The 20,849-nt window shown below is 62.7% G+C and carries 20 protein-coding genes; 12 read left to right on the forward strand and 8 right to left on the reverse strand.

What is annotated here, in order from left to right; translation table 11 throughout:
• The first annotated feature begins 77 nt into the window (after positions 1-77).
• The 3 genes from PAN31117_RS05035 (at position 78) to PAN31117_RS05045 (ending at position 2,508) form a co-directional block, all read left to right on the forward strand.
• Positions 78-947, forward strand: coding sequence for an IclR family transcriptional regulator (locus PAN31117_RS05035; RefSeq protein WP_150663113.1), 870 nt, complete (start codon positions 78-80; stop codon positions 945-947).
• Between the two features lie 160 nt (positions 948-1,107).
• Positions 1,108-1,584 carry an OsmC family protein gene (locus PAN31117_RS05040; RefSeq protein ID WP_150737232.1) on the forward strand — a complete coding sequence of 159 codons (477 nt, stop codon included), beginning with the start codon at positions 1,108-1,110 and terminating at the stop codon, positions 1,582-1,584.
• Between the two features lie 117 nt (positions 1,585-1,701).
• Positions 1,702-2,508: an alpha/beta fold hydrolase gene (locus PAN31117_RS05045; protein ID WP_150737233.1), complete on the forward strand. Its 807-nt coding sequence runs from the start codon at positions 1,702-1,704 to the stop codon at positions 2,506-2,508.
• A 16-nt stretch (positions 2,509-2,524) separates the two neighbouring features.
• Here the strand turns inward: PAN31117_RS05045 and PAN31117_RS05050 are convergent, their stop codons facing one another.
• Entirely contained in the window at positions 2,525-3,421 is an 897-nt protein-coding gene (locus PAN31117_RS05050) for a DUF72 domain-containing protein (protein WP_174990833.1), read from the reverse strand.
• A 351-nt stretch (positions 3,422-3,772) separates the two neighbouring features.
• Here PAN31117_RS05050 and PAN31117_RS05055 point away from each other — a divergent pair, with 351 nt between their 5' ends.
• The 5 genes from PAN31117_RS05055 to PAN31117_RS05075 all read left to right on the forward strand — a co-directional run bounded on the left by PAN31117_RS05055 (position 3,773) and on the right by PAN31117_RS05075 (position 9,642).
• Positions 3,773-4,345 (forward strand): flavin reductase family protein, encoded by a 573-nt coding sequence (locus tag PAN31117_RS05055; protein ID WP_150737235.1) that lies wholly within the window; start codon positions 3,773-3,775, stop codon positions 4,343-4,345.
• A gap of 453 nt (positions 4,346-4,798) precedes the next feature.
• The gene (locus PAN31117_RS05060) at positions 4,799-5,938 is read left to right on the forward strand and encodes a GGDEF domain-containing protein (RefSeq protein ID WP_246188916.1); all 1,140 of its coding nucleotides are present in this window, start codon (positions 4,799-4,801) and stop codon (positions 5,936-5,938) included.
• A 52-nt stretch (positions 5,939-5,990) separates the two neighbouring features.
• Positions 5,991-6,569 carry a TMEM175 family protein gene (locus PAN31117_RS05065; RefSeq protein WP_150737236.1) on the forward strand — a complete coding sequence of 193 codons (579 nt, stop codon included), beginning with the start codon at positions 5,991-5,993 and terminating at the stop codon, positions 6,567-6,569.
• A gap of 66 nt (positions 6,570-6,635) precedes the next feature.
• A complete protein-coding gene (locus PAN31117_RS05070) occupies positions 6,636-6,854 on the forward strand; it encodes an RNA-binding S4 domain-containing protein (protein WP_046292298.1) in 219 nt (72 codons plus the stop codon).
• A 151-nt stretch (positions 6,855-7,005) separates the two neighbouring features.
• Complete coding sequence (locus PAN31117_RS05075; protein WP_150737237.1) at positions 7,006-9,642, forward strand: sensor domain-containing protein; 2,637 nt, start codon at positions 7,006-7,008, stop codon at positions 9,640-9,642.
• 1 nt (position 9,643) lies between these two features.
• Here the strand turns inward: PAN31117_RS05075 and PAN31117_RS05080 are convergent, their stop codons facing one another.
• Complete coding sequence (locus PAN31117_RS05080) at positions 9,644-9,877, reverse strand: DUF3717 domain-containing protein (protein ID WP_150737238.1); 234 nt, start codon at positions 9,875-9,877, stop codon at positions 9,644-9,646.
• A gap of 292 nt (positions 9,878-10,169) precedes the next feature.
• Between PAN31117_RS05080 and PAN31117_RS05085 the strand changes: the two genes are divergently transcribed.
• The 4 genes from PAN31117_RS05085 to PAN31117_RS05100 all read left to right on the forward strand — a co-directional run bounded on the left by PAN31117_RS05085 (position 10,170) and on the right by PAN31117_RS05100 (position 12,186).
• On the forward strand, positions 10,170-10,637 hold the full coding sequence (locus PAN31117_RS05085) for a hypothetical protein (protein WP_150737239.1): 468 nt from the start codon (positions 10,170-10,172) through the stop codon (positions 10,635-10,637).
• Positions 10,638-10,725: 88 nt separating this feature from the next.
• Positions 10,726-11,052: a hypothetical protein gene (locus tag PAN31117_RS05090; protein ID WP_150737240.1), complete on the forward strand. Its 327-nt coding sequence runs from the start codon at positions 10,726-10,728 to the stop codon at positions 11,050-11,052.
• Positions 11,053-11,439: 387 nt separating this feature from the next.
• Entirely contained in the window at positions 11,440-11,784 is a 345-nt protein-coding gene (locus PAN31117_RS05095; RefSeq protein ID WP_150737241.1) for a hypothetical protein, read from the forward strand.
• Positions 11,785-11,991: 207 nt separating this feature from the next.
• Positions 11,992-12,186 carry a rubredoxin gene (locus tag PAN31117_RS05100; RefSeq protein ID WP_039397716.1) on the forward strand — a complete coding sequence of 65 codons (195 nt, stop codon included), beginning with the start codon at positions 11,992-11,994 and terminating at the stop codon, positions 12,184-12,186.
• 93 nt (positions 12,187-12,279) lie between these two features.
• Here PAN31117_RS05100 and PAN31117_RS05105 read toward each other — a convergent pair whose 3' ends face one another.
• The 6 genes from PAN31117_RS05105 to pheT all read right to left on the reverse strand — a co-directional run bounded on the left by PAN31117_RS05105 (position 12,280) and on the right by pheT (position 20,801).
• The gene (locus tag PAN31117_RS05105; RefSeq protein WP_246188917.1) at positions 12,280-12,540 is read right to left on the reverse strand and encodes a hypothetical protein; all 261 of its coding nucleotides are present in this window, start codon (positions 12,538-12,540) and stop codon (positions 12,280-12,282) included.
• 256 nt (positions 12,541-12,796) lie between these two features.
• The gene (locus PAN31117_RS05110; protein ID WP_150737242.1) at positions 12,797-14,380 is read right to left on the reverse strand and encodes a sensor domain-containing diguanylate cyclase; all 1,584 of its coding nucleotides are present in this window, start codon (positions 14,378-14,380) and stop codon (positions 12,797-12,799) included.
• 464 nt (positions 14,381-14,844) lie between these two features.
• Positions 14,845-17,115 carry a bifunctional diguanylate cyclase/phosphodiesterase gene (locus PAN31117_RS05115; protein WP_246188918.1) on the reverse strand — a complete coding sequence of 757 codons (2,271 nt, stop codon included), beginning with the start codon at positions 17,113-17,115 and terminating at the stop codon, positions 14,845-14,847.
• 314 nt (positions 17,116-17,429) lie between these two features.
• On the reverse strand, positions 17,430-17,825 hold the full coding sequence (locus tag PAN31117_RS05120) for a MerR family transcriptional regulator (protein WP_150737243.1): 396 nt from the start codon (positions 17,823-17,825) through the stop codon (positions 17,430-17,432).
• Between the two features lie 81 nt (positions 17,826-17,906).
• Entirely contained in the window at positions 17,907-18,299 is a 393-nt protein-coding gene (locus PAN31117_RS05125; RefSeq protein ID WP_039397708.1) for an integration host factor subunit alpha, read from the reverse strand.
• 63 nt (positions 18,300-18,362) lie between these two features.
• Entirely contained in the window at positions 18,363-20,801 is a 2,439-nt protein-coding gene (pheT, locus tag PAN31117_RS05130; RefSeq protein ID WP_150737244.1) for a phenylalanine--tRNA ligase subunit beta, read from the reverse strand.
• Positions 20,802-20,849 lie beyond the last annotated feature (48 nt).

The raw sequence follows: 20,849 nt of genomic DNA on the forward strand, positions 1-20,849 counted from the left end.
TTTTGACGCATCGCGCCTGTTTTCAAGTCGTAGCGGCTTACGCTAGTATTTCGTTTGACGGAATATTCGAGACCCTGATGACCACCTCCGATTCACCCCGCGCAACGGCAAACTCGTCTGCGGAATCCGCCGGCGCGGGCATATTGCAACGCACGTTTGCCGTCATCCGTGCCCTCGGTGAAGCCAAGCCCGAAGGCGAGCGCGTCACCCACATCGCAAAAGCCGTCGGCCTGAGTCAGGCGACGGTGCACCGCATTCTTCATGCGCTCATCGCCGAGCAGGTCGTGGAACAGGACGAGTCGTCCAAGCTTTACCGGCTGAGCATCGATTTCTTCGCGATGGCCGCTCAGGCGGGCAACCCGAGCGGCATGCGCACGTTGTGCCGCCCGTCGCTGCTGCGGTTGTGCGCCAGTCTGGGTGACACGATTTTTCTGCTGGTGCGCAGCAGCTTCGATGCCGTGTGCCTCGACATGTGCGAAGGCCCCTTCCCGATCCGTTCGTTCACCGGCGACATCGGCGGACGTGTGGCACTGGGCGTGGGTCAGGGCAGTCTGGCGATTCTGGCGTTCCTGCCGGAGGCCGAGCGCGAGGAGATCATCCGCTTCAACGTGCCGCGACTGCGGGGCTACGGCGTGCTCGACGAGGTGTATCTGCGCACGGAGATCGAGCGGGTACGTCAGTTGGGCTACGCCGGGAGCAACAGCGGTGTGCTCGACGGCATGGCCGGCGTCGCCGTGCCGGTGTTCGACCGCATGGGGCATGCCGTGGCCGCGCTGAGCGTGGGCACACTGGCCGCGCGGCTGTCGCAGGATCGCTTGCCGATGGTGGTGGAACTGTTGCGGCGTCAGGCCGAACTGATCGGCCCCCAGACGAATCCATTCGACGTCGCCATGCGCCGCCCGATGCACGGTCTCACGCGCGCGCTCACGACGGAGCCGCTTGCTTAACATTTGGCGGACGGAGTGGCGCCGACGACGGAATCCGTCCTTTTGATGGCCGAAAATGGCCAGCGTTTCATGCAAGGGGCTGCGAGAATTGCGAGCGGGCCCGGCCCCCTTTTCCTTTTTTCTTATCCCCTTCGGCCGCGGCCTTCAGTGGAGAGCAGATATGGCATCAGGCGAACACGAGTACCGCGTCAATGTGGAATGGATCGGCAATCAGGGCAGCGGCACCTCGGGCTATCGCGCGTACGGGCGCAATCACGAAATTCGCGTTGACGGCAAACCCACGATTCCCGGCTCGGCGGACCCGGCCTTTCGCGGCGATGCCGCTCGCTGGAATCCGGAAGATTTGCTGGTCGCGTCGGCAAGCGCTTGTCACAAGCTCTGGTACCTGCATCTGTGCGCCGAGGCCGGGATCGTCGTCGAACGGTATGAGGACAACGCCGTCGGCACGATGCTCGATACACCCACCGAAGGACGCTTCACCCGCATCGTCCTGCGTCCGCACGTGTCGATTCGTGCGGGCGGCGACGTCGCGCTCGCCGAACAGTTGCATCACGCCGCGCACGAGAAGTGCTACATCGCCAATTCGGTCAATTTCCCGATCGAATGCGAAGCGGTCATCGAGACGGTCGAGGTTTGACGCATCGATTGACCGGTGCGTGACGGCTTGATATGATCGGCTCACTTTGAAAACGCCCTCCCGGTTCGCCGGGAGGGCGTTTCGTTTTGGTTCCACTCACAACATTGGAATCAAGACATGACTATTTCCGCAGAATGCTTCGCCGCTGCTGGCTACCTCCTCGGCCATGCACGATATGGCGACGGCCCTGCGCCCGTGCTCGTCATGCACGACTGGCTCGGCGATCACACCAGCTTCGACGCCGCAATGCCCTGGCTCGACGGCCGCGCATTCACTTACGTCTTCGTCGATCTACGCGGCTACGGGCTCTCCATCGATTTGACGGGCGATTACACGGTGAACGAAATTGCCGCCGATTGCCTCAGGCTCGCCGATCACCTCGGCTGGCAGCGCTTTCACGTGATCGGTCATTCGATGACAGGGATGGTGACGCAACGTCTGGCGGTCGATGCACCGTCGCGCATCGCAAGCGCCGTTGCCGTGTGCCCGGTGTCGGCGACCGGAAATCGGCTGAATCCCGAAGCCCTCGCCTTCTTCTCAAGCACGACGAACGACGACGCCGCCTTGCGGCGATTGCTCAAGTTCGTCAGCGGCGGACTATCCGACGTTTGGGTGGATCGCAAGGTCAGGCAGAACCGCACCACGGTCTCACCGGCCTGCCGCGCTCGGTACCTCGATATGCTGGTGACAACGGATTTCGCCGCAGAAGTTCAGGGGGCAGAAGGAACGGAAACCCCGTTTCTGGTGATCGTCGGTGACAAGGATCCCGGACTCGATGCGGCCGCAATGGCGCAGACCTTTCTCGCATGGCATCCGAACGCGATGCTGGAAGTCATGCCGAACTGCGGGCACTACCCTATGCAGGCATGTCCGCCGTATTTCGCGACCGTGATCGAGGACTTCCTCACGCAAAACGGCCTCTGATCCCGGCGGTCTGAGGTCATTCGTCCAGCAACGCCATGAGGGTCATGGCGTTTCGCTGGCCCTGATCCTCGTAGTTGTTGTTGAATACGACATACACGCGCGCAACGACTTTCGCGATCACACGGATCGGATCGACCAACGCCGCCAGTTCCGCTTCGCGATAGTCGTAATTGAAACGATCGGACGCCGCCGCGCTATCGCGCACGTTCCACGTCTGCTGATTGCGTCCGTGCAGACGCACGACCGCCGCGAGTGGCGACGTCGTCTCCCAGACTTGCGGGATGCTGTTCGTGAAGCCCTGCGGCTCGTCCACCGTCGTGTTGACCCAGCCCATCTCGCGCAGCCACGCCAGCGTCCTGTCGCAACGCTCGCCGTCGAACCATCCGCGATGCCGGAACTCCGCGGCGATGCCGTAACCGGTCATACGTTGTGCGCAAGCTTCGACGTGCTCGCAGCTGGACTTGTCGCCCGTCAGCCACGGCGGAAACTGGAAGTGCACCAGACCGAGCTTTCCTGCCTCGCGTAACGGCTCGATGGCCTCCAGATAGCGCCGCCAGATCTCGTCGATCAGCTCGGTCGGCAGGTCTTTGTAGTAGACGTTCGCTCGCGGCCCCGGCGGCAGCGCCGACTGGAGATCCTTGGGGAGCGCGATGCGCGGGGTCTGGTGGCCCGTGAGCAGACGAAATGCCTTGATATTGAAGACGAACGCGTCCGGGGTGCGCTCGACCCAAAGCCGCGCATTGGATCCCGAGGGCATCGCGTAGTAACTGCTGTCGACTTCGACCATCGAAAACTGGCTGGCGTAGAAGCGCAGACGCGCTTCGGCAGACGTATGTCCCGGTGGATAAAACCGCTTGCAGGCGATCAGCGACTTGTCCGTCCACGACGCCGTACCGACATAGACCTTGCCCATCCCGGAGCCTCCCATTGGCGCGACACAGGCCGCGCGTCGGCCGGGTCGCCATCCCGATATTCCGGCAGCTTTCGCACAAGTATAGGCGCGTGCCAAGGCCTCACGGCGGCACTGCGTTCGACGTAAATTGCTCGGTGACACAACGCCCGGCGGACGGGGACTGGACTGGGACGAACGCATGAAATACTGCATGCACATCTGATCCGGCACGCGCTCCCCGCGGCGTGCCGTTTATACGGCCCGCAGCTGACCCTGCGGGCCGCCTTTTTCGGATGGCATGCCGCGCGCTATCATGGTCCGCCATCAACATGCGGCCCGACAACGGATCGCCGCCTGCACGGACCTCTTGCCATGACCGAACGTCTGCCCGTCGAACTTCCCAAAGCCTACCGTCTGCTCAACCACGGCCCGACCGTCCTCGTGGGAAGCGCGCACGACGGGCGTCGCAACGTCATGGCGGCCGCGTGGTCGATGCCGCTCGACTTCTCGCCGCCGAAGGTCGCCGTCGTCATCGACCGCAATACACTCACGCGCGAGCTGGTCGAAGCCTCGGGCGAGTTCTCGCTGAATGTGCCCGCGCGCATGATCGCGCGTGAGACGCTGGCGGTCGGCTCGGTGTCCGGACGTGACACCGATAAGTTCGCCGAAGGCACTGGCGTGACGGCCTTCAACGGCTCGCACATCACCGCGCCGCTCATCGATGGCTGCCTTGCATGGCTCGAATGCCGGGTGATTCCCGAACCGCACAACCAGGATCGCTACGACCTGTTCCTCGGCGAAGTCGTGGCAGCGTGGGCCGATCCGCGTGCGTTTCACGACGGACACTGGCAGTTCGAACCCGGCACATCGCGCAGTCTGCATTACATCGCCGGAGGCAACTTCTTCGAGACCGGCGAAGCTTTCGAAGTCAAACCCGGCAACTAACCCGACACTTCTCTCCGACAACCCGCCATGAGCCACACCCTGCCGCCGCGCCGCGCGACCGACAGCACCGACAGCCTCTACAGCAGCGATCGTCCCGCGCAGACCGCGCACGCCTTGTGGCGTACGGGTGGCTCGGGCGGTATGGGCCACGGGGAGAACAGGGGCGATGCCGTGGATGCGGGTGCGGGTGCCATCGCGTCGCCCTATTTGCCAAGTAGCCCCGAGCGGGGCAGAATTGAGAGCGTTACGGATGTCTTCGATCGTGAGTCCACGTGGCTCAACGCCCGTTCCGCCGTAGCACCTGAATCATCTGCGAAGTCTGCGTCGAGTCCATCGCCTTTCATGGCTTTTGCACCCGGTGCGTCGCTCGCATCTGCTATGCGCTTCGAGCATCACGAGTCGTTCGAACCTTTCGTGCAGTTGCCGAATTCGCGGCCCGAACCATCTCCGTCGATGGCACTGCTGTCGTCCACCCGCTGGGCCCTGTCCACCCGTCGCGACATGACTGCATCCGGCCACAATTCCTCTGACGCCAACGATCTTAACGACGCCCGCGCCCGTCTCCTACGCTCGGCCGGCTCGCCACTTGGCCGGGCCAGTGGTGTGGGCCTCGACGAGGCAGAGCGCCTCGCCGCGCTGCGTCGTTATGAGATTCTCGACACACCGCCCGAACCTGCCTTCGACCGTATCGTGCGGCTTGCTTCGCACGTGCTGGGCGCGCCGATCTCGCTCGTCTCCCTGATCGACGAATCGCGCCAGTGGTTCAAGGCGCGCCGGGGCATCGATGCCTCGCAAACGCCGCGCTCGATGGCTTTCTGCGCTCACGCCATTCTCAGCGACGACGTGCTTGTCGTGCCCGACGCGCGCGCCGACCGGCGCTTCGCAGATAATCCGCTCGTAACTGGCGACCCGAACATCCGTTTCTACGCGGGGGCGCCGCTGCGCACGCCCGAAGGGCACCGGCTGGGCACGCTGTGCGTGATCGACCGCCGCCCCCGCGATCTCGACGACGAGAAACGCGGCCTGCTGGCGGATCTGTCCTCCCTTGTGGTGGATGAACTCGAACTGCGCCGCGTGAACCGGGTGCTCGGCGACATGGCGATGCGCGACGGCTTGACCGGCATGCTCAACCGCCGGGCTTTCCTCATGCAGGCCGACCGGCTGTTCGCGGTCGCCCGCGCGCAGCAGCGCCGCCTGTCCGTCCTGATGCTCGACATCGACCACTTCAAAGGTATCAACGACACCTGGGGGCATGCCATTGGCGACAGGGTGATCGTCGAATTGACGTTGGTGTTGCGAGCCGCGCTGCGCAAGAGTACTGTGATCGGCCGTCTGGGCGGCGAGGAGTTCGCTGTGCTGCTGCCCGAGGCCGATGCGCAGCGTGCCCTGCAGGCGGCGGAGCGCATGCTCGTCGCGATCAATGGCGCAAGCGTACCGGGCCCGAATGGGAACGCGCCGGTGCGTTTTTCTGCCAGCATCGGTGTCGCCAGCCTCAGCCCGGACGACGCAGATTTCGGCACCCTGCTGCAACGCGCCGACCGCGCGCTTTATTCGGCCAAGCAGACCGGCCGCAATCGCGTGGCCGTGTTGTGATGTCCCCTCCCCTGTCGACCGATTCCGACTGAAGACGTAAGCCACAACCGCAATGGGCAAAAGCCGACTCGAAGCATTTAGCGATGGCGTAATCGCCATCATCATCACGATCATGGTGCTGGAGATGAAAGCGCCGCACGGCAGCGAACTGGCGGACCTGCTGCCGGTCGCGCCGACGTTCCTTACTTACATCCTCAGCTATGTCTATGTCGGCCTCTACTGGAACAACCACCATCATCTTTTCCAGGTGGTCCAGAAGGTGTCCGGCGGGGTCCTTTGGGCCAACCTGCACCTGCTGTTCTGGCTATCGCTGATCCCGTTCGTCACGCATTGGCTCGGCGAGAACCATTTCACCGCGTGGCCGACGGCGCTCTACGGCGTGGTGCTGTGCATGGCAGCCATTGCCCACTACATGCTGTCGCGAACCCTGCTGGCCGTGCACGACGGTGGCAACAAGAAGCTGGCCGACGCCCTCGGGCGCGACTACAAGGGCAAGCTGTCAGTAGTGGTCTACGCGGTGGCCATCGGGCTGGCGTTCGTGGTGCCGGCGGTCTCGCTGGCGCTGTATGCGCTCATGGCGGCCGTGTGGCTGATCCCGGACCGCCGCATCGAACACGTGATCGAGAAGTGATCTTCTTGACACGGTACCCCGTGGCAGTCGACGCGCACCGGGTTTTTCCGTAGTATCCGCACCACTATGCAAAACGTAACTTTTGAACTGACGGGCGAATTCGTCGCCCTGAACGACCTGCTCAAACTCACCGGCGTCGTCGATTCCGGCGGCGCGGGCAAAGTCATGGTGGCCAACGGCGCGGTCAGTGTCGACGGCCAGATCGAGACCCGCAAGACCTGCAAGATCCGTGCAGGCCAGACAGTCGCTGTCGATGGCGTGCGTATCCGGGTGAAGGCCGCCTGAAGGGCCCATAAAGCCCGCATAAGGACCGCCTCCCCCCGGTTTATCCCACGTGAGCCTGCCTCCGCAGGTCGCTATACTTGAAAGCGATTTTGGCGTGTCAGCCCCAGTCACCCCCGACAATGATTGCAGGACGTCCGAGGAGGCCCTTGCGATGGTCGTGCCCGGATCACCGTCCGTCACAGGCGCCTCACCGGCACCGGGACGCGAAGCGCTGCTCGAAGCTCTCGACCGGTCGCTGGGCACGCTTACGCTCACGCCGGACGGTCTCATCGCCGACGTCAACGACAAGTTCCTCGGTGTCTTCGGGTACACACGCGATCAACTGATCGGCAAACCGCACGCCATGCTGTGCGACGCGGCCGACCCGACGTGCGGCGACGCCCTCGCGCAGGTGCTCACCACGCGGCGCTCGCATACCGATCAGGTCCGCCGCCTTCGCCACGACGGCAGCACCGTTTGGCTCGAGGCCACCTACAACCCCATCTTCGACGACGACGGCAAACTCGCCTTCGTGATCAAGCTGGCCGTGGACGTGACGGACCGCGTGGCGCGTCAGGCCGCCGACGACGCGCGTCTGCATCTGCTGTCGCTCGGCGTCGACGAAACGGACAACGCTGTCCTCATCACCGACGCCCAGAGCCGCGTCTGTTATGTGAACGCCGGTTTCACCCGCATGCTCGGTTACGCGGCGAGCGAGGTCGTCGGCCAGTCGGTGCACGCCTCGTCCGGCGACAGTCTGATGGACGAATTCGCGAGCGGCGCAGCGGCGATCGAGGTCAAACAAGCCCTCTCCGGGTGCCTCGTATCCGCGCGCGACGGCCGCAGTTGCCATTGCGAAGTGCTGGTGCGCACCGCGCAGCGTCAACCGCTGTGGGTCTCCGTCGTGACGAACCCGATTCTCGACGCACAGGGCAAGCTCGTGAACGCGGTGGTGCTGTTCACTGACATCACGCAATCGAAAATTCAGGAAGTGTTGCAACACAAGGCGTTGGCTGCGATGGTGCGCGATGCGCCGCTCGTCGAAGTGCTCACACTCGTGTGCCGCGAACTGGAACAGATCGCACCGGAAGTCATGGCCTCGGTCGTGCGGGTGGATGCCGAAGGCAAGTTGCGTCCGCAAGCCGGGCCCAGTCTGCCTGCGCAATATCACCAGACCGTCGATGGCATCGCCATCGGCCCGAACGTGGGCACGTGCGGCACAGCGGCATTTCTGGCGCGGCCGGTGATCGTGACCGACATCGCCAACGATCCGCGCTGGGCCGATTATCGCGAGATGGCGACCGAGTATGGGCTGGCGGCGTCGTGGGCGATGCCGATCATCGCGAACGACGGCCGGGTGCTCGGCGTACTCGCGTTTTACTACCGCACGGCGCGCGGCCCGGACGCCCTGCATGAGCGGCTGGTCGACGTCTGCGTGCATCTGTGCAAACTCGCCTTCGAGCGCGACGAATCGCGCACGCGCATCCGTCAACTGGCGTTCTCCGACAGCCTGACGGGGTTGCCCAATCGCAGCATGCTCGGCGTGCTCGCCGCACAGGCCATCGCGAGTGCGTCCGAGCTGAACACGCGCATGGCGGTGATCTTCATCGATCTGGATCGCTTCAAGCAGGTCAACGATTCGCTCGGCCATCAGGCGGGCGACGTACTGCTGCGAACGATTGCCCAGCGCCTGCGCCGTTCACTGCGCGGCGCGGATATCGTTGCAAGGCTCTCAGGCGACGAGTTCGTCGCCGTACTTACCGAATGCGATCCCGAACGGCTCGACATCGCGATCGAGCGCATGCGCACGGCGCTGAGCGCCCCGTGTCAGGTCGACGGCGTAACGCTCGTGCCGTCGGGCAGCTTCGGCATCAGCCTATATCCGAACCATGGACGGGAATTTGACATCCTGCTGCAACGCGCGGACATGGCGATGTATCAGGCGAAGATGACGAGCCCGGGGAGCGTGCGCTTTTACCACGAGGACATGAACGTCCACGCGCAGGAACGGCTGGAGCTGGAGACCGCCATGCGCGACGCACTGCGTCTGGGCAAGCTGCAGTTGTTCTATCAGCCGCAGATCAATCTGCTCGACGAGTCGGTGTACGGCGCAGAAGCCCTCTCGCGCTGGACGCACCCGCAGTACGGCGAGGTGCCACCGTCACGCTTCATCGCGCTGGCCGAGGAATGCGGCCTGATCGGCGAACTGGGCACGTGGACGCTACGCGAATCGTGCCGTCAACTGGCCGACTGGCGACGACGCGGTGTCGGCATCGGCAACGTGTCGGTCAATCTGTCGCCAACCAACTTCCACGATCACGATCTGCCGCACACGATTGCCGAAGCGCTAGCCGATCACGAACTACCGCCGTCGTGCCTGGCCATTGAGATCACGGAAAGCGTGCTGATGGATCACAACCCCAGCACGCTGCGCATCATCGAGGAAGTCCACAACCTGGGCGTGCGGCTGTCGATGGACGACTTCGGCACCGGGTATTCGAGTCTCGGCTATCTGCGCCGACTGCCGGTTTCGGAACTGAAACTCGACCGCAGCTTCGTGCACGACATTGCGCGCGACGAAACGGTGCGTGCGCTGACCAATGCGATCATCAGCATCGGTCGCAATCTGCATCTCACCGTGGTGGCCGAAGGGGTGGAAGACGAAGCCCAGCGCGACTTGCTGGTCGCACAAGGCTATCGCGTGGCGCAGGGGTATCTGTTCTCCCCCGCTTTGAGTGCCGACGATCTGGAACACTGGCTCGAACGCTGGTCCGCGCAGCGACGTTCGCCCGACCCTGTTCAATCCTGAATCAAGGCGCCAACCCCAATTCCAGCTGATGCAGGGCCGTCTCGATGGCCTGGCTCTGTTCGCCGTCGAGGGCATCGGCCGCCACACTCATCTCACGGCGGTAGATCATCTCGCCGTAGATGTTCGCCAACACGCGCGCTGCCGGACACAACGACAGGTTGCTGTCTGCGGCCTGATGACTGGTCCAGTAGTTGATCGCTTGCTCAATGTCGGCGATGGAATAGTTGGCTTTCATGAGATGTCGTGTCTCGCCGTGGAGTGGAATACTGTAATTATATACAGTATTCAGGAAGTCTGAGAATGGCCCAATCCCGGACCATTGACGTCAATTCTCGGGTGCACGTTTCGGAACTGCAACACTTGATGCTCGACATCGGACGCCGTGCTGCCGACGCGCGCCAACAATTTGCGCAAAATCATCCACTTAGCAACTCCGGCACGATAATGGCTTACGGCAGAGGAAACGCTGCGCAACGTCCCCACCGTTAGCAAAGCGCCCCCCCACGATTGCCCCGACGGAGCCCATCATGCCGCCGAGACACGTCACACCCTGCACGCGCGTTTGCCCGCCTGGTGTTTGCCTGCTGAATCACGACAGACGGCGTCGCCCGGACATCCTGCGATGGCTCACTCTGCTGGCGATCGGTCTGCTGGCCACGATGGCCGCCCCACACGTCCAAGCGCAATCGATGCCTCCATCCACGGCGAAACCCGCAGATGCGTTTCACCAGCCTTGCGTCGCCGTGCGGGCAGTGCCTAACGAGTCAGCACGTGATGTGTCGGGCGCTGCGAGGGCCTTCGTCCTCACCTCGCGCGTGAGCACACTGCACAAACAGTACGTCGATCTGGACGATCGCTGCGCGACCCCGCCAGCGTTCGCACCGACCCGCGACGTCGACTCGACCTCCGTCTGGTATGTCGACGCGCCCGCCGCCGGTGTGCACGCACCGTCGCGTCATCCGGGGGCACTGACCTTACACGGCGTGACGTCCTGAGCGACGCGACGCCGCGTTTGTTATGCTGCGACTTTCGCGCACCGGTTATGCACGTCGCCGTCGCGCTTCCTGATTCTCCCGAACCACAATGTCCGCCAAGACTCCCGAGCCCCAGAAGACCTCAGCCAACGCCACGGGTAACGCCCGCAACAAACTCGCAGCCGACGTGTCGCCGCCCCCGCCGGGTGCCATTCCGCTGGCCTGGGTCGGCCTGCTGGCGGCCGCGGCCTGGGTGCTAAAAAGCCCGAATCCCACCTGGGGCGTCGGCGTACTCTGCCTTTGCGCCGGACTGATCTCCTCGTTCGGCGCTCGCCGCCGTGGACGCGCGCCGTGGCCTGCCTTCTTTACGGGATTACTGCCGGTCGGCGTCGCGCTGTTCTTCGCGCTGCTCATGCTTCGTCCCCTGCTGCGATGACAGTTCACGTGCGGGTCACGGCAATGACACTCGCCGAGAGCCGCATCGTCCCCCTTAAGTTACCCACAACTTCTGTGGATAACCCACTGGATAACCTGACACCACCCTCTTGAGACGCCCGCCGTTACACGCTGTCAAGAGGATTGCCCGTTTCAGCATCAGCATTGGATAAATTTTTTGAGCTTGACGTTTTGCCTCGCTTCTGTGCGCAAACGTCACGGGTTTGACATGCGCTCGGACGCCGTCGGCCCCGAGGTCGCGGAGGTGGCAACAAGGGACCCCGGAGAGAGCGCAGAGGGTTCGCAGCCCGGGTGAATCGGCCTATGATGGAGACATGCGACACGTCGCAATGCTTCTTTTCAGTGACTTTTGGGGAGAACGTCTCGTATGACCCAATCCGACAAGCCGTCTGTGAACGCTACGTCTGCCGATGCCAACGCCCACCAGGCGGGGCAATCCGAACCCGCTGGGGGTCCGGTGACCGAAGCCGAGCGCGTGCATCTGGATGAGCTGCTGGCACGCCACTCGGTCACCGAAACCGTCGACCGGGCCTCAGTCATCGATCTGATTAACCGTCTGCGCGAGCCGGACGTCAAAACATCCGAGGACCGTGACCGCGTGGTCAAGGAAAGCCGCTTGTGGAAGGAAGTGTCGCACCGTGACACCGCCATGTCCCTACTGAACTCGCTGGCGCAGATGGCCCCCATCTTCCTCAACCAGATTCACTGGTAATGCCTGCTGCGCCGACCCCCGGTCGGCGCACGTGCCTTCTTTATCTGCTCACCCACCCTCAGTCGACGGCCGATGTGTCGGCTATCCCGGTGCTTTCCGATTGATCTGGATTAAGTTCGTGCGCAAACGCGCGCGCCCGAGCAGGACGTTGTCGTGCGCGTGCCTTACAATGCGGGTCGCGCAAGTTTTCCCTGTTGACCCAAGATCATGACCACCACGCTGGACACCCCGACCGAATTCAAGAGCTGGATCTGCCTGATTTGCGGCTGGATCTACAACGAAGCCGAAGGCGCACCGGACGATGGCCTCGCCCCCGGCACTCGCTGGGCCGATGTGCCTGCCGACTGGCGTTGCCCGGAATGTGACGTGTCCAAAGAAGACTTCGCGCTGTCGGAGTTCTGAAGCCGAAAGCCCGGTCGCTGCGCTAGGCCGCAACCGGGTCGTTCGACTGGGGAGACGGTGCAACACCCGCCGTTTCGGCACACTGCAACGGCATTAGTGGTGCCATCCCCATCCACGGCCCCAACCGCGGCCACGCCAGCCACGGTAGTAGCCCCCGCCGTAATACCCACCCACGCCCACCGTCACGACCGGCGCCGGTGCAACCGCGTAACCCGGCGCGTAATAGCCCGGAGCATAGGCGTATCCGTTGTTATATGCGTCACCGTATACAGGCGCGCCATACGGCACCGCCACGCAACCGGCCAGCAACATGGCGACGGCAGCGCCGCCCGCCAACATGAGTCTGCGTTTCACGATGATCTCTCCCGCACGAATCGATGGAATCCGGTGCGACGGCGACCGATGTCGTCGATTCCGGTCGATCCCGATCGCACCTGCTTGATTCGTTAGACAGGGGAGTTCCCGCGAAATGCGGAATACGTGCACGCTCTTTGGTTACCAAACGTGACATTGGTAACGACGGCGAAATCCGGTGGATGCGATGCGTGTCGGGATGCAGTCGTCGCGACATCCCGATTGAATTTTCAACGCACAGAGCGCATTGCGTGGATCAGAACACCCAGCAACGATCGCGCCCGGCGCGCTTGGCACGATACAACGCCATGTCTGCGCGCTCGACCATGTTCATCGGTGAATCCGAATCCTGCCACTCGGTAATACCGAAGCTCGCGGAGAATTGCAGCGGCGGCTCGCTCCCTTCGACCGATTCACGCTTGCAACGCTCGCGAATCCGATCGGCCACACGCAGTGCATCGCGTTCGCTCGCGCCCGGCAACAGGATGGCGAACTCCTCGCCCCCGATGCGTCCGATCAGATCGTCGCCACGCAACGTTGACGAGCACACCAGCACGAAACGGCACAGCACCTGGTCGCCAATGGCATGTCCATAGGTGTCGTTGATCGTCTTGAAGTGGTCGAGGTCGGCGACGATGAGGCTCATCGGCTCGTTCTTGCGTTGTGCGGCCTCCAGCAGTTGCTCGAAGCGATGGAAGAAGTAACGGCGGGTCAGGCTGCCCGTGAGTTCGTCGTAGCTGGCTTCGAACGCCAGTTGGTTGTTCGCCGCGCGCAACTCCTCGTTCGACTGACGCATCTCATGGTGCTGCGTCCGCTCGCGCCAATACGTCCAAGCGACAAGCGCCACGATGATCGCGCCCCCCAGATACAGCAGGAAGCACAGTGCCAGATCCTTGGCGTGCTGACGCGTGAGGGCGTCCCACGCCTCGACGCCTTCCACCGCGTAGACGATCAGATCGTTGCTCGCGCTCGGGCGCGACGAAATCACGAACGGCTTGCGCAGATCGTTGAACTCCGACATCCGGTCCAGCAATTCCTGCGGCACCCAGGCGTTCGAGCGGCCCGGCGCACGTTTGAATTGCGAAATCGGCATACGTGCGAAATCGTTGCGCTGATAAAGCGCCTGCCGCTCGGTGTCGGAGAGCGAGCCGAGCTTGCCGTCGATCATGAAGCTGTTTTCGAAACGCGGGTCGTTGGCCATGATGACGACGCCGTTGCCGTCGGTCACGAACGATTCGCCGCTGCCGACCCAGTGGCGCAGACGGGTCAGCCCGATTTTGGTCATGACCACGCCAATCAGCAATCCGTCGCGGTACATCGGCGCGCTGAAATAAAGACCCGGTGCCTGATGCTCCCAGCCCGACGCGTAGCGCTCGAAACGATCGCCGAGCAGCGCGTTCGTGAAATAGGGCATGTCGGCCACAGATCCGCCAAGCGGTGATGGGACGTCCCGGTAGTTGCTGGCGGCGACACACACGCCCCTCGCGTCGATTACCCACACGCGGTCGACGCCAAAGTAGCTTTGTGCGCCGCGCAGGAATTCGTTCGCACGCTCGACGACATCCGCCGCAGCCGACTTGCCGCCCGCTGTGGGCACGACATCGCGCAGCAAGTCGACATCGGCCAGCGTCGAGGGAATCGCGCGCACCATCGACAAATCCGTGTTGATAGCGTGCACCATGCCGTCGGCGACGCGATCGGCAACGATTTGCCCGGCGTCGACGCTTTGCGCAAGCTTATCGCCCACCAGCGACGTGGCAGTGCGATCCGCCGCAACCCAGCAGGCGACCAGCACGCCGACCGAGACACAGGCGGCATAAAGCCAATGCCTTATCCTCATCCGAAAATCAAACGCTCGTTCTAATATTTTTCACTTGTTACGTTGGTAAAGTACTCGCTTCATTCGAAATCGCGCTTCTGTCACTTCCCCGGACAGAACTTCTGGTCGCGACCGGCATTCGTTGTGCCAGCGAATTCCCGCCAATTCTGGTCTGCGCGTCAAACTCTTCCCCTCGTTTCCGACCCTCGGCTTGTCGCGCCCCGCGCCTTCGGATCCCTGCTGCCACGCCATTGTCCACCCCAACAATGGCAGGCCGTTGACAGCCCGCGCTCCCTACGCCGGTCTACTGCCGGTCGGGGCGTACGGCCATCCGTTCATGCGTTTCGGAATCACCGCGAGAACCCGGTGATTCTATAGTACTCCGACGATCCTGCCGTACGAAAACCTTCTGATCGTCGATTTATTATGTATAGCTATTTAACCTATTAACTAGCTCGTTTTGGTGTTTCTCATTTACTTCATCTTTATTGGCAAATACCGAATCGGGCAATTAGCAAATCCAGCTGTTCGATTTCCACCGGCCGGGAAAATAAATAGCCCTGCGCACTGAGCGGCACAAAATGACGAAGCCAATCGAGCTGGCGTTCGTTTTCCACACCTTCAACAATCAGATCGATGCCCAGCGAGCGCGCAATGTTGACGATGTTCGAAATCATGAGACACGACCGTGACGAATCGGGAATCGATTCGACAAACGATCGGTCGACCTTGAGCGTGTCGACAGGGAAGCGCGTCAGATAGGACAACGACGAGTAACCCGTGCCGAAATCATCCAGTGCAATGCGCAAACCCGCGCGTTTGAACTGCTCGATCTTCATTTCCACTAGCGCCGGGTTCTTCACCATCACCGATTCGGTGATTTCCAGTTCGAGGCGATGGGGCTCAATCGCGTACTCCTTCACGAGACGCTCAACGAGTTCGCCGATGTCGCCTCGCCAGAACTGCACGGACGAGACATTCACTGCCAGTCGCAGCGACCCCATCGGCGTGCCCCGCCATGCCACGAGTTGGCGACAGGCTTGGGTGAGCGCGAATTCACCGATGGCCACGATCTGCCCGGTCGTCTCCGCCAGCGGAATGAACTCGCCCGCGCTGAGAATGCCGCGCTCCGGATGACGCCAGCGAATCAGCGCCTCCATGCCGCAGATGCAATCGCTACCTAGCGAGATGATCGGCTGATAGGCGAGAAAGAACTCGCCATTGGCCAGCGCCTGCTCCATCTGACGCTCCCACACGACAAGCTGGTGCGCCTGATGCGTCATTTGCTGCGAATAGACCCGCACGACGCTCTTGCCCGCCTCTTTCGCGGCAAACATGGCCAGATCCGCCTTCTTGATCAGATCCGCCTCGGTCTCTTCCGGCTTCGACCAGAACGTCACGCCGATGCTGGCGTGCAGCGCGAACGACGTGCCGTCGGCCACCATCGGCGACTTGAGCGCAGCCAACAGCGTCTCACCCAGCGGCTCAGCCTGATCGGGCGCGCCCTCGCCTTCGAGTAACACCATGAACTCGTCGCCGGCGAAGCGCGCGAGCATCGCCCCGGCAGGCATGCGCGGAATGAACCGTTCCGAGACCTGACGGATGATTTCGTCGCCCTGCGAGTGACCGAGCGTGTCGTTCACGCTCTTGAAGTTATCGAGATCGATGTGCAACAGCGCCACCTTGCCGAGCCGATCCGGTTCGGACAATGCCCGCCGCAGCGACTCCATCAGGGCGTAACGATTCGGCAGACCGGTCAACGCGTCGTATGAGATCAGGCGGGTGAGCTGCTGGTCACGGCCGATCAGACGCTGCATCAGATACGCAATGAGCGCGAAGAAGACGACAAGCGCCACCGAGATAAACGTCGCCATCGTCAAATAGACGCGTTCCACGTGACGATATTCGGACAATTCCTCGTCGAGCGACAATCCGACCTGCACGGCCAGCGGATAGTCGCGCAAATGCCGATACGCGACGACGCGCTCGACGCCGTCGATCGGGTCACGCTGCACACCGGAAGTCCGTTGCTCTGCCGCGAACGGAGGCAACTCACCGGTACCGGTGATGGCAACGCTTGCCCCAGTACTGCGCGCGAGCAGTGCGCCGTCGTCGGCAATCACGGCGATCTGGCCGTACTGCCCGAGCACGGCATTCGTATAGAAGTCGGAAGTAAAGTAGCTCGGCTCCTGCGAGACCACCACGACGCCCGCGAAGGCGCCGTCAGGACGATTCAGACGCCGGCTGAACTGGAGCACCCACTTGCGAGACACACGTCCGAATACCGGATGGCTGATGTGGAGGCCGTCGCTCTCGTCGTCGAGATGCACACGAAAATGCTCGCGGTCAGCGATGCTCACACCCGCACCGCCCGGCATTGTGGCGGCAACCACGTTACCGCTTGCGTCCGTCACGCTCACGAGCACCATGAAGCGTTCGGTGACAATGCCCTCGGTCAGCGTCTGCTTCAGATCGAAGTCGCCGTGACGGCGCTCGTACTCGTATTTCACGAAACGAGTGATCTGGTCGACCTGGCGAATCGCACGCAGCGTCTGCTGTTCGAGGGCGGTCGCGACGGTCGAAGCGGAAGCCGCCGTGTCGCGCAGGATGGCTTTGTGCTCGATGGAGATGCGCCAGAGCACCGCTGTCCACAGAAGGACAAGGATCAGAAAACCGAAAATCAGGATTGCGACAATAGAGCGATAGGAAGTCGCCCAACGCCCGCGTCGCGCTCCCGTCATGCTCGGTTCCGCCATAGGTCGAGATCCTTTCAGCCTTCGCGCCCCCGCGCGAAAAGGTCGGTGTTGGCCCGGTTTTCAAGAGGATCCAGGGACGCCGCTGACGGGCGTCATAGTTTCCGGCAAGTGTAAGGCAATCCCAGCGCCCCCGGAAGTCGTTCCGCGTCGTCTCAATCCGGGAATGTACGGAGTTCATCCGACCGGACGAGCGCGCCCCCGCCTTGCAGCGTGCCATATCTCGGATTACGGAAGTTTCGGCCACCGCCGTATTAGGAGAATCCCGAAGTCGGGTGGGCGGCGGTGAAGAAGGAGATCGGAAGTGCGGGGAGCGCTCAGGACTTCAGCAGATCGATGACGGATTCGAGACGGCGGCGCAGATCGCCCACATCCAGTGCAGCGTCGCCCGGCTCGCCGGGGGCCGATGCATCCATCTGAGCGCCAGCAGCACCCGAAGCGCGCGCGCCGCGCGGCGTGTCGGCTTCGAGACGATTGCGTGCACCATTGATCGTGAAGCCCTGCTCATAGAGCAACTCCCGGATACGCCGGATCAGCAGGACTTCGTGATGCTGGTAGTACCGCCGGTTGCCGCGGCGCTTGACCGGACGCAGTTGCGTAAACTCTTGCTCCCAATAGCGCAGCACATGCGGTTTGACACCACATAGCTCGCTCACCTCACCGATGGTGAAGTAACGCTTGGCGGGAATCGGCGGCAAGGCAACGTGATCCATCGCGGCGTTAGCGGAATGGGACGACGGTTAAATTGCGGACGAAAAACCAACGGCCGCCACAGAATGCGGCGGCCGGGGGAATTACTTGCTCAGTACGCCGGACTCGACCATCGTCTTGAGCTTCTGGCTGGCGTGGAAAGTCACGACACGGCGCGCGGCAATCGGAATCGCTTCGCCCGTCTTCGGATTCCGACCCGGGCGCTGCGGCTTGTCGCGCAACTGGAAGTTACCGAAGCCGGAGAGCTTGACGCTGTCGCCCGATTCAAGCGCGTCGCGGATCGACTCGAAGAACGCCTCGACCATATCCTTCGCTTCGCGCTTGTTCAGACCCACATGCTCGAACAGCAACTCGGCCAGTTCGGCCTTGGTCAGCGTCGGCGCCTCGGTCGAGACCTCGTTCACTTCGCCGCGACCCAACGCTATGCGCTGCGCCGCGAGCATGGCTTCAAATTCACCAGGATTCATTTCGTTCATACGTCCCACGCGATGGCGATGACAGTGCGATAACCCACTCGCACCCGGATTTTTTGCTGAGTTTTAGGCGCGCAAACGTGCGCCGAACCCTTCTACCCGTTGTACCAGTGCGTTGATGGCGCCCTGGACCGTCTCGTCCTGCAACGTACCCGAGGGGTCTTGCAGAGTAACACGAAACGCCACGCTTTTGTCCTGGGCTCCCAGGGAGCCCGAAGCCGCGCCCGCCTTGGGCCGGAACTCGTCGAACAGGCGCACCGACTGCACCACGCTGCATGCCGGATCGTCATGACGCGCAGCCAGCATCGCATCGAGCAGCACCTGAACCGGCTGTGCCTGATCGACTACCAATGCGAGGTCACGCGTGACCGGCGGGAACTTCGAGATGTCCTCGTAGCTCGCTACGTCACGACTGAACAGTGCCTCTGCCTCGATCTCGAAGAGCACAGGCGCCTGCGGCAGGTCGTACTTCTGCTGCCAGCGCGGATGCAACTCACCGATGAAACCGACACGCTTGCCGTCCACTTCGATCGCAGCACTGCGCCCCGGATGCAATGCCGGATGCTCTGCCTTCACAAAACGCGCCGCACGCGGTGCCAGCAGCGCTTCGAGGTCGCCCTTCACGTCGAAGAAGTCGACCTGACGCGCCGCTGCGCCCCACTGCTCTTCGAGCACGGGACCGTAAGCCAGCGCTGCCACAGTCAGCGGCTGACGATACCCACCCACGCTTAGTTCGCCGGACGCCACCGTATTGTCACGGTGATAGGTGCGACCGATTTCGAACACGCGAACGCGCGATGCCTTGCGATTCAGGTTGTAACGCGCCGTCGCGATCAGGCTGCCGATAAGCGTCGAGCGCATCACGGCGAGATGACTCGCAATCGGGTTCAGCAACTTTATCGGATTGTCGTTGCCCGCAAAGTCGGCTTCCCATTCCACGTCGACGAAGCTGAAACCGACCGTCTCGTGATAGTCGCGCGCGGCCACGGCGTGACGCACGGCGTGCTGCGAACGGCGGCTTTCCTGCGTCGGACGCATTTCGCTCGCGGCCACCGGCGGATTGGCCGGAATACGATCGAAACCGTAAATGCGTGCGATCTCTTCGATCAGATCCTCTTCGATCTCGATATCGAAACGGTACGACGGCGGCGTGACTTCGAACACGCCGTCAGTCAGCGTGAACGGTAGGCCGAGACGCGTGAAGATCGCGCTCATCTCTTGCTCAGTGACCGGCACCCCGAGAATCTTGACGGCACGGGCCACGCGCATCTTCACCGGCTGACGCTCCGGCAGCTTCGCGACCTGGTCTTCCAGCGGACCGGCCTGACCACCGCAGATGTCGAGGACCAGTTGCGTGGCGCGCTCAAGCGCGCGCACGTTGCCGGCGAAATCGACGCCACGCTCAAAGCGGTGCGACGCATCGCTGGTGAAGTTGTATTTGCGCGCACGCCCCTGAATGGCTTGCGGGAAGAAGAACGCACCTTCCAGGAAGATGTTCTGCGTCTCAAGACCTGCCTTCGTCGAATCGCCACCCATGATGCCGGCGAGGCCGATCGGGCCGCTGGCATCGGTGATGACGAGGGTCGTCTCGTCGAGCGTGACCGTCTGCTCGTTGAGCAGCTTGAGCGTCTCGCCCGCGCGGCCGAAGCGCACGTCGATCCCGCCTTGCAGACGATTCAGATCGTAGACGTGCAGCGGCTGACCCAGTTCGAGCATCACATAGTTAGTGATGTCGACGAGCGCCGAGATGCTGCGCTGTCCGGCGCGCTCCAGGCGCTCCACCATCCAGCGCGGCGACGGTGCCGCAGCGTTCACGTTACGGATGATGCGGCCACCGAAGCGTCCGCAACCGTCCGGCGAGCTGATGCGCACCGGCAGCGTGTCGGCGATGGTCGACGCCTGTGCGCCCTGCCCCGGCAGATCCTTGAGCGGTGCGCCGGTAATCGCCGCGACTTCGCGGGCAACGCCGAGCAGCGACAAGCAGTCAGCCTTGTTCGGGGTGAGCTTGACGACGAAGACCGTGTCGTCGAGATCGAGATACTCGCGGATGTTCATGCCGACCGGTGCGTCTTCCGGCAGGATCATCAGTCCGGCGTGATCTTCCGAGAGCTTCAGCTCACGGGCCGAGCACAGCATGCCGAAGCTTTGCACGCCTCGCAGCTTGCCGATCTTGATCTGGAACGGTGCACCGCCCGATTCGGCCGGGGGCAAAGCCGCACCGACGGTAGCGCACGGCACCTTGATACCCGGCGCCACGTTCGGCGCGCCGCACACGATGGTGAGCGCTTCGCCGGTGCCGGCATCGACCTGGCAAACGTTCAGACGGTCAGCATCCGGGTGACGGGCGACTTCGAGCACCTTGGCCACGACCACGCCGGTAAACGGCGGGGCGACGGGATCGGTTTCCTCGACTTCGAGCCCGGACATCGTCAGGGCATGCGCCAACGCGTCCGTCGACAAATCCGGGTCGACCAGGGTACGCAGCCACGATTCAGAGAATTGCATGGATCAGTTCGCTCGCAGTTAAGTCTTCACTTCCGAAAGCCCGGCGGC

Source organism: Pandoraea anapnoica, assembly GCF_902459765.1.
Classification (GTDB): Bacteria; Pseudomonadota; Gammaproteobacteria; order Burkholderiales; family Burkholderiaceae; genus Pandoraea; species Pandoraea anapnoica.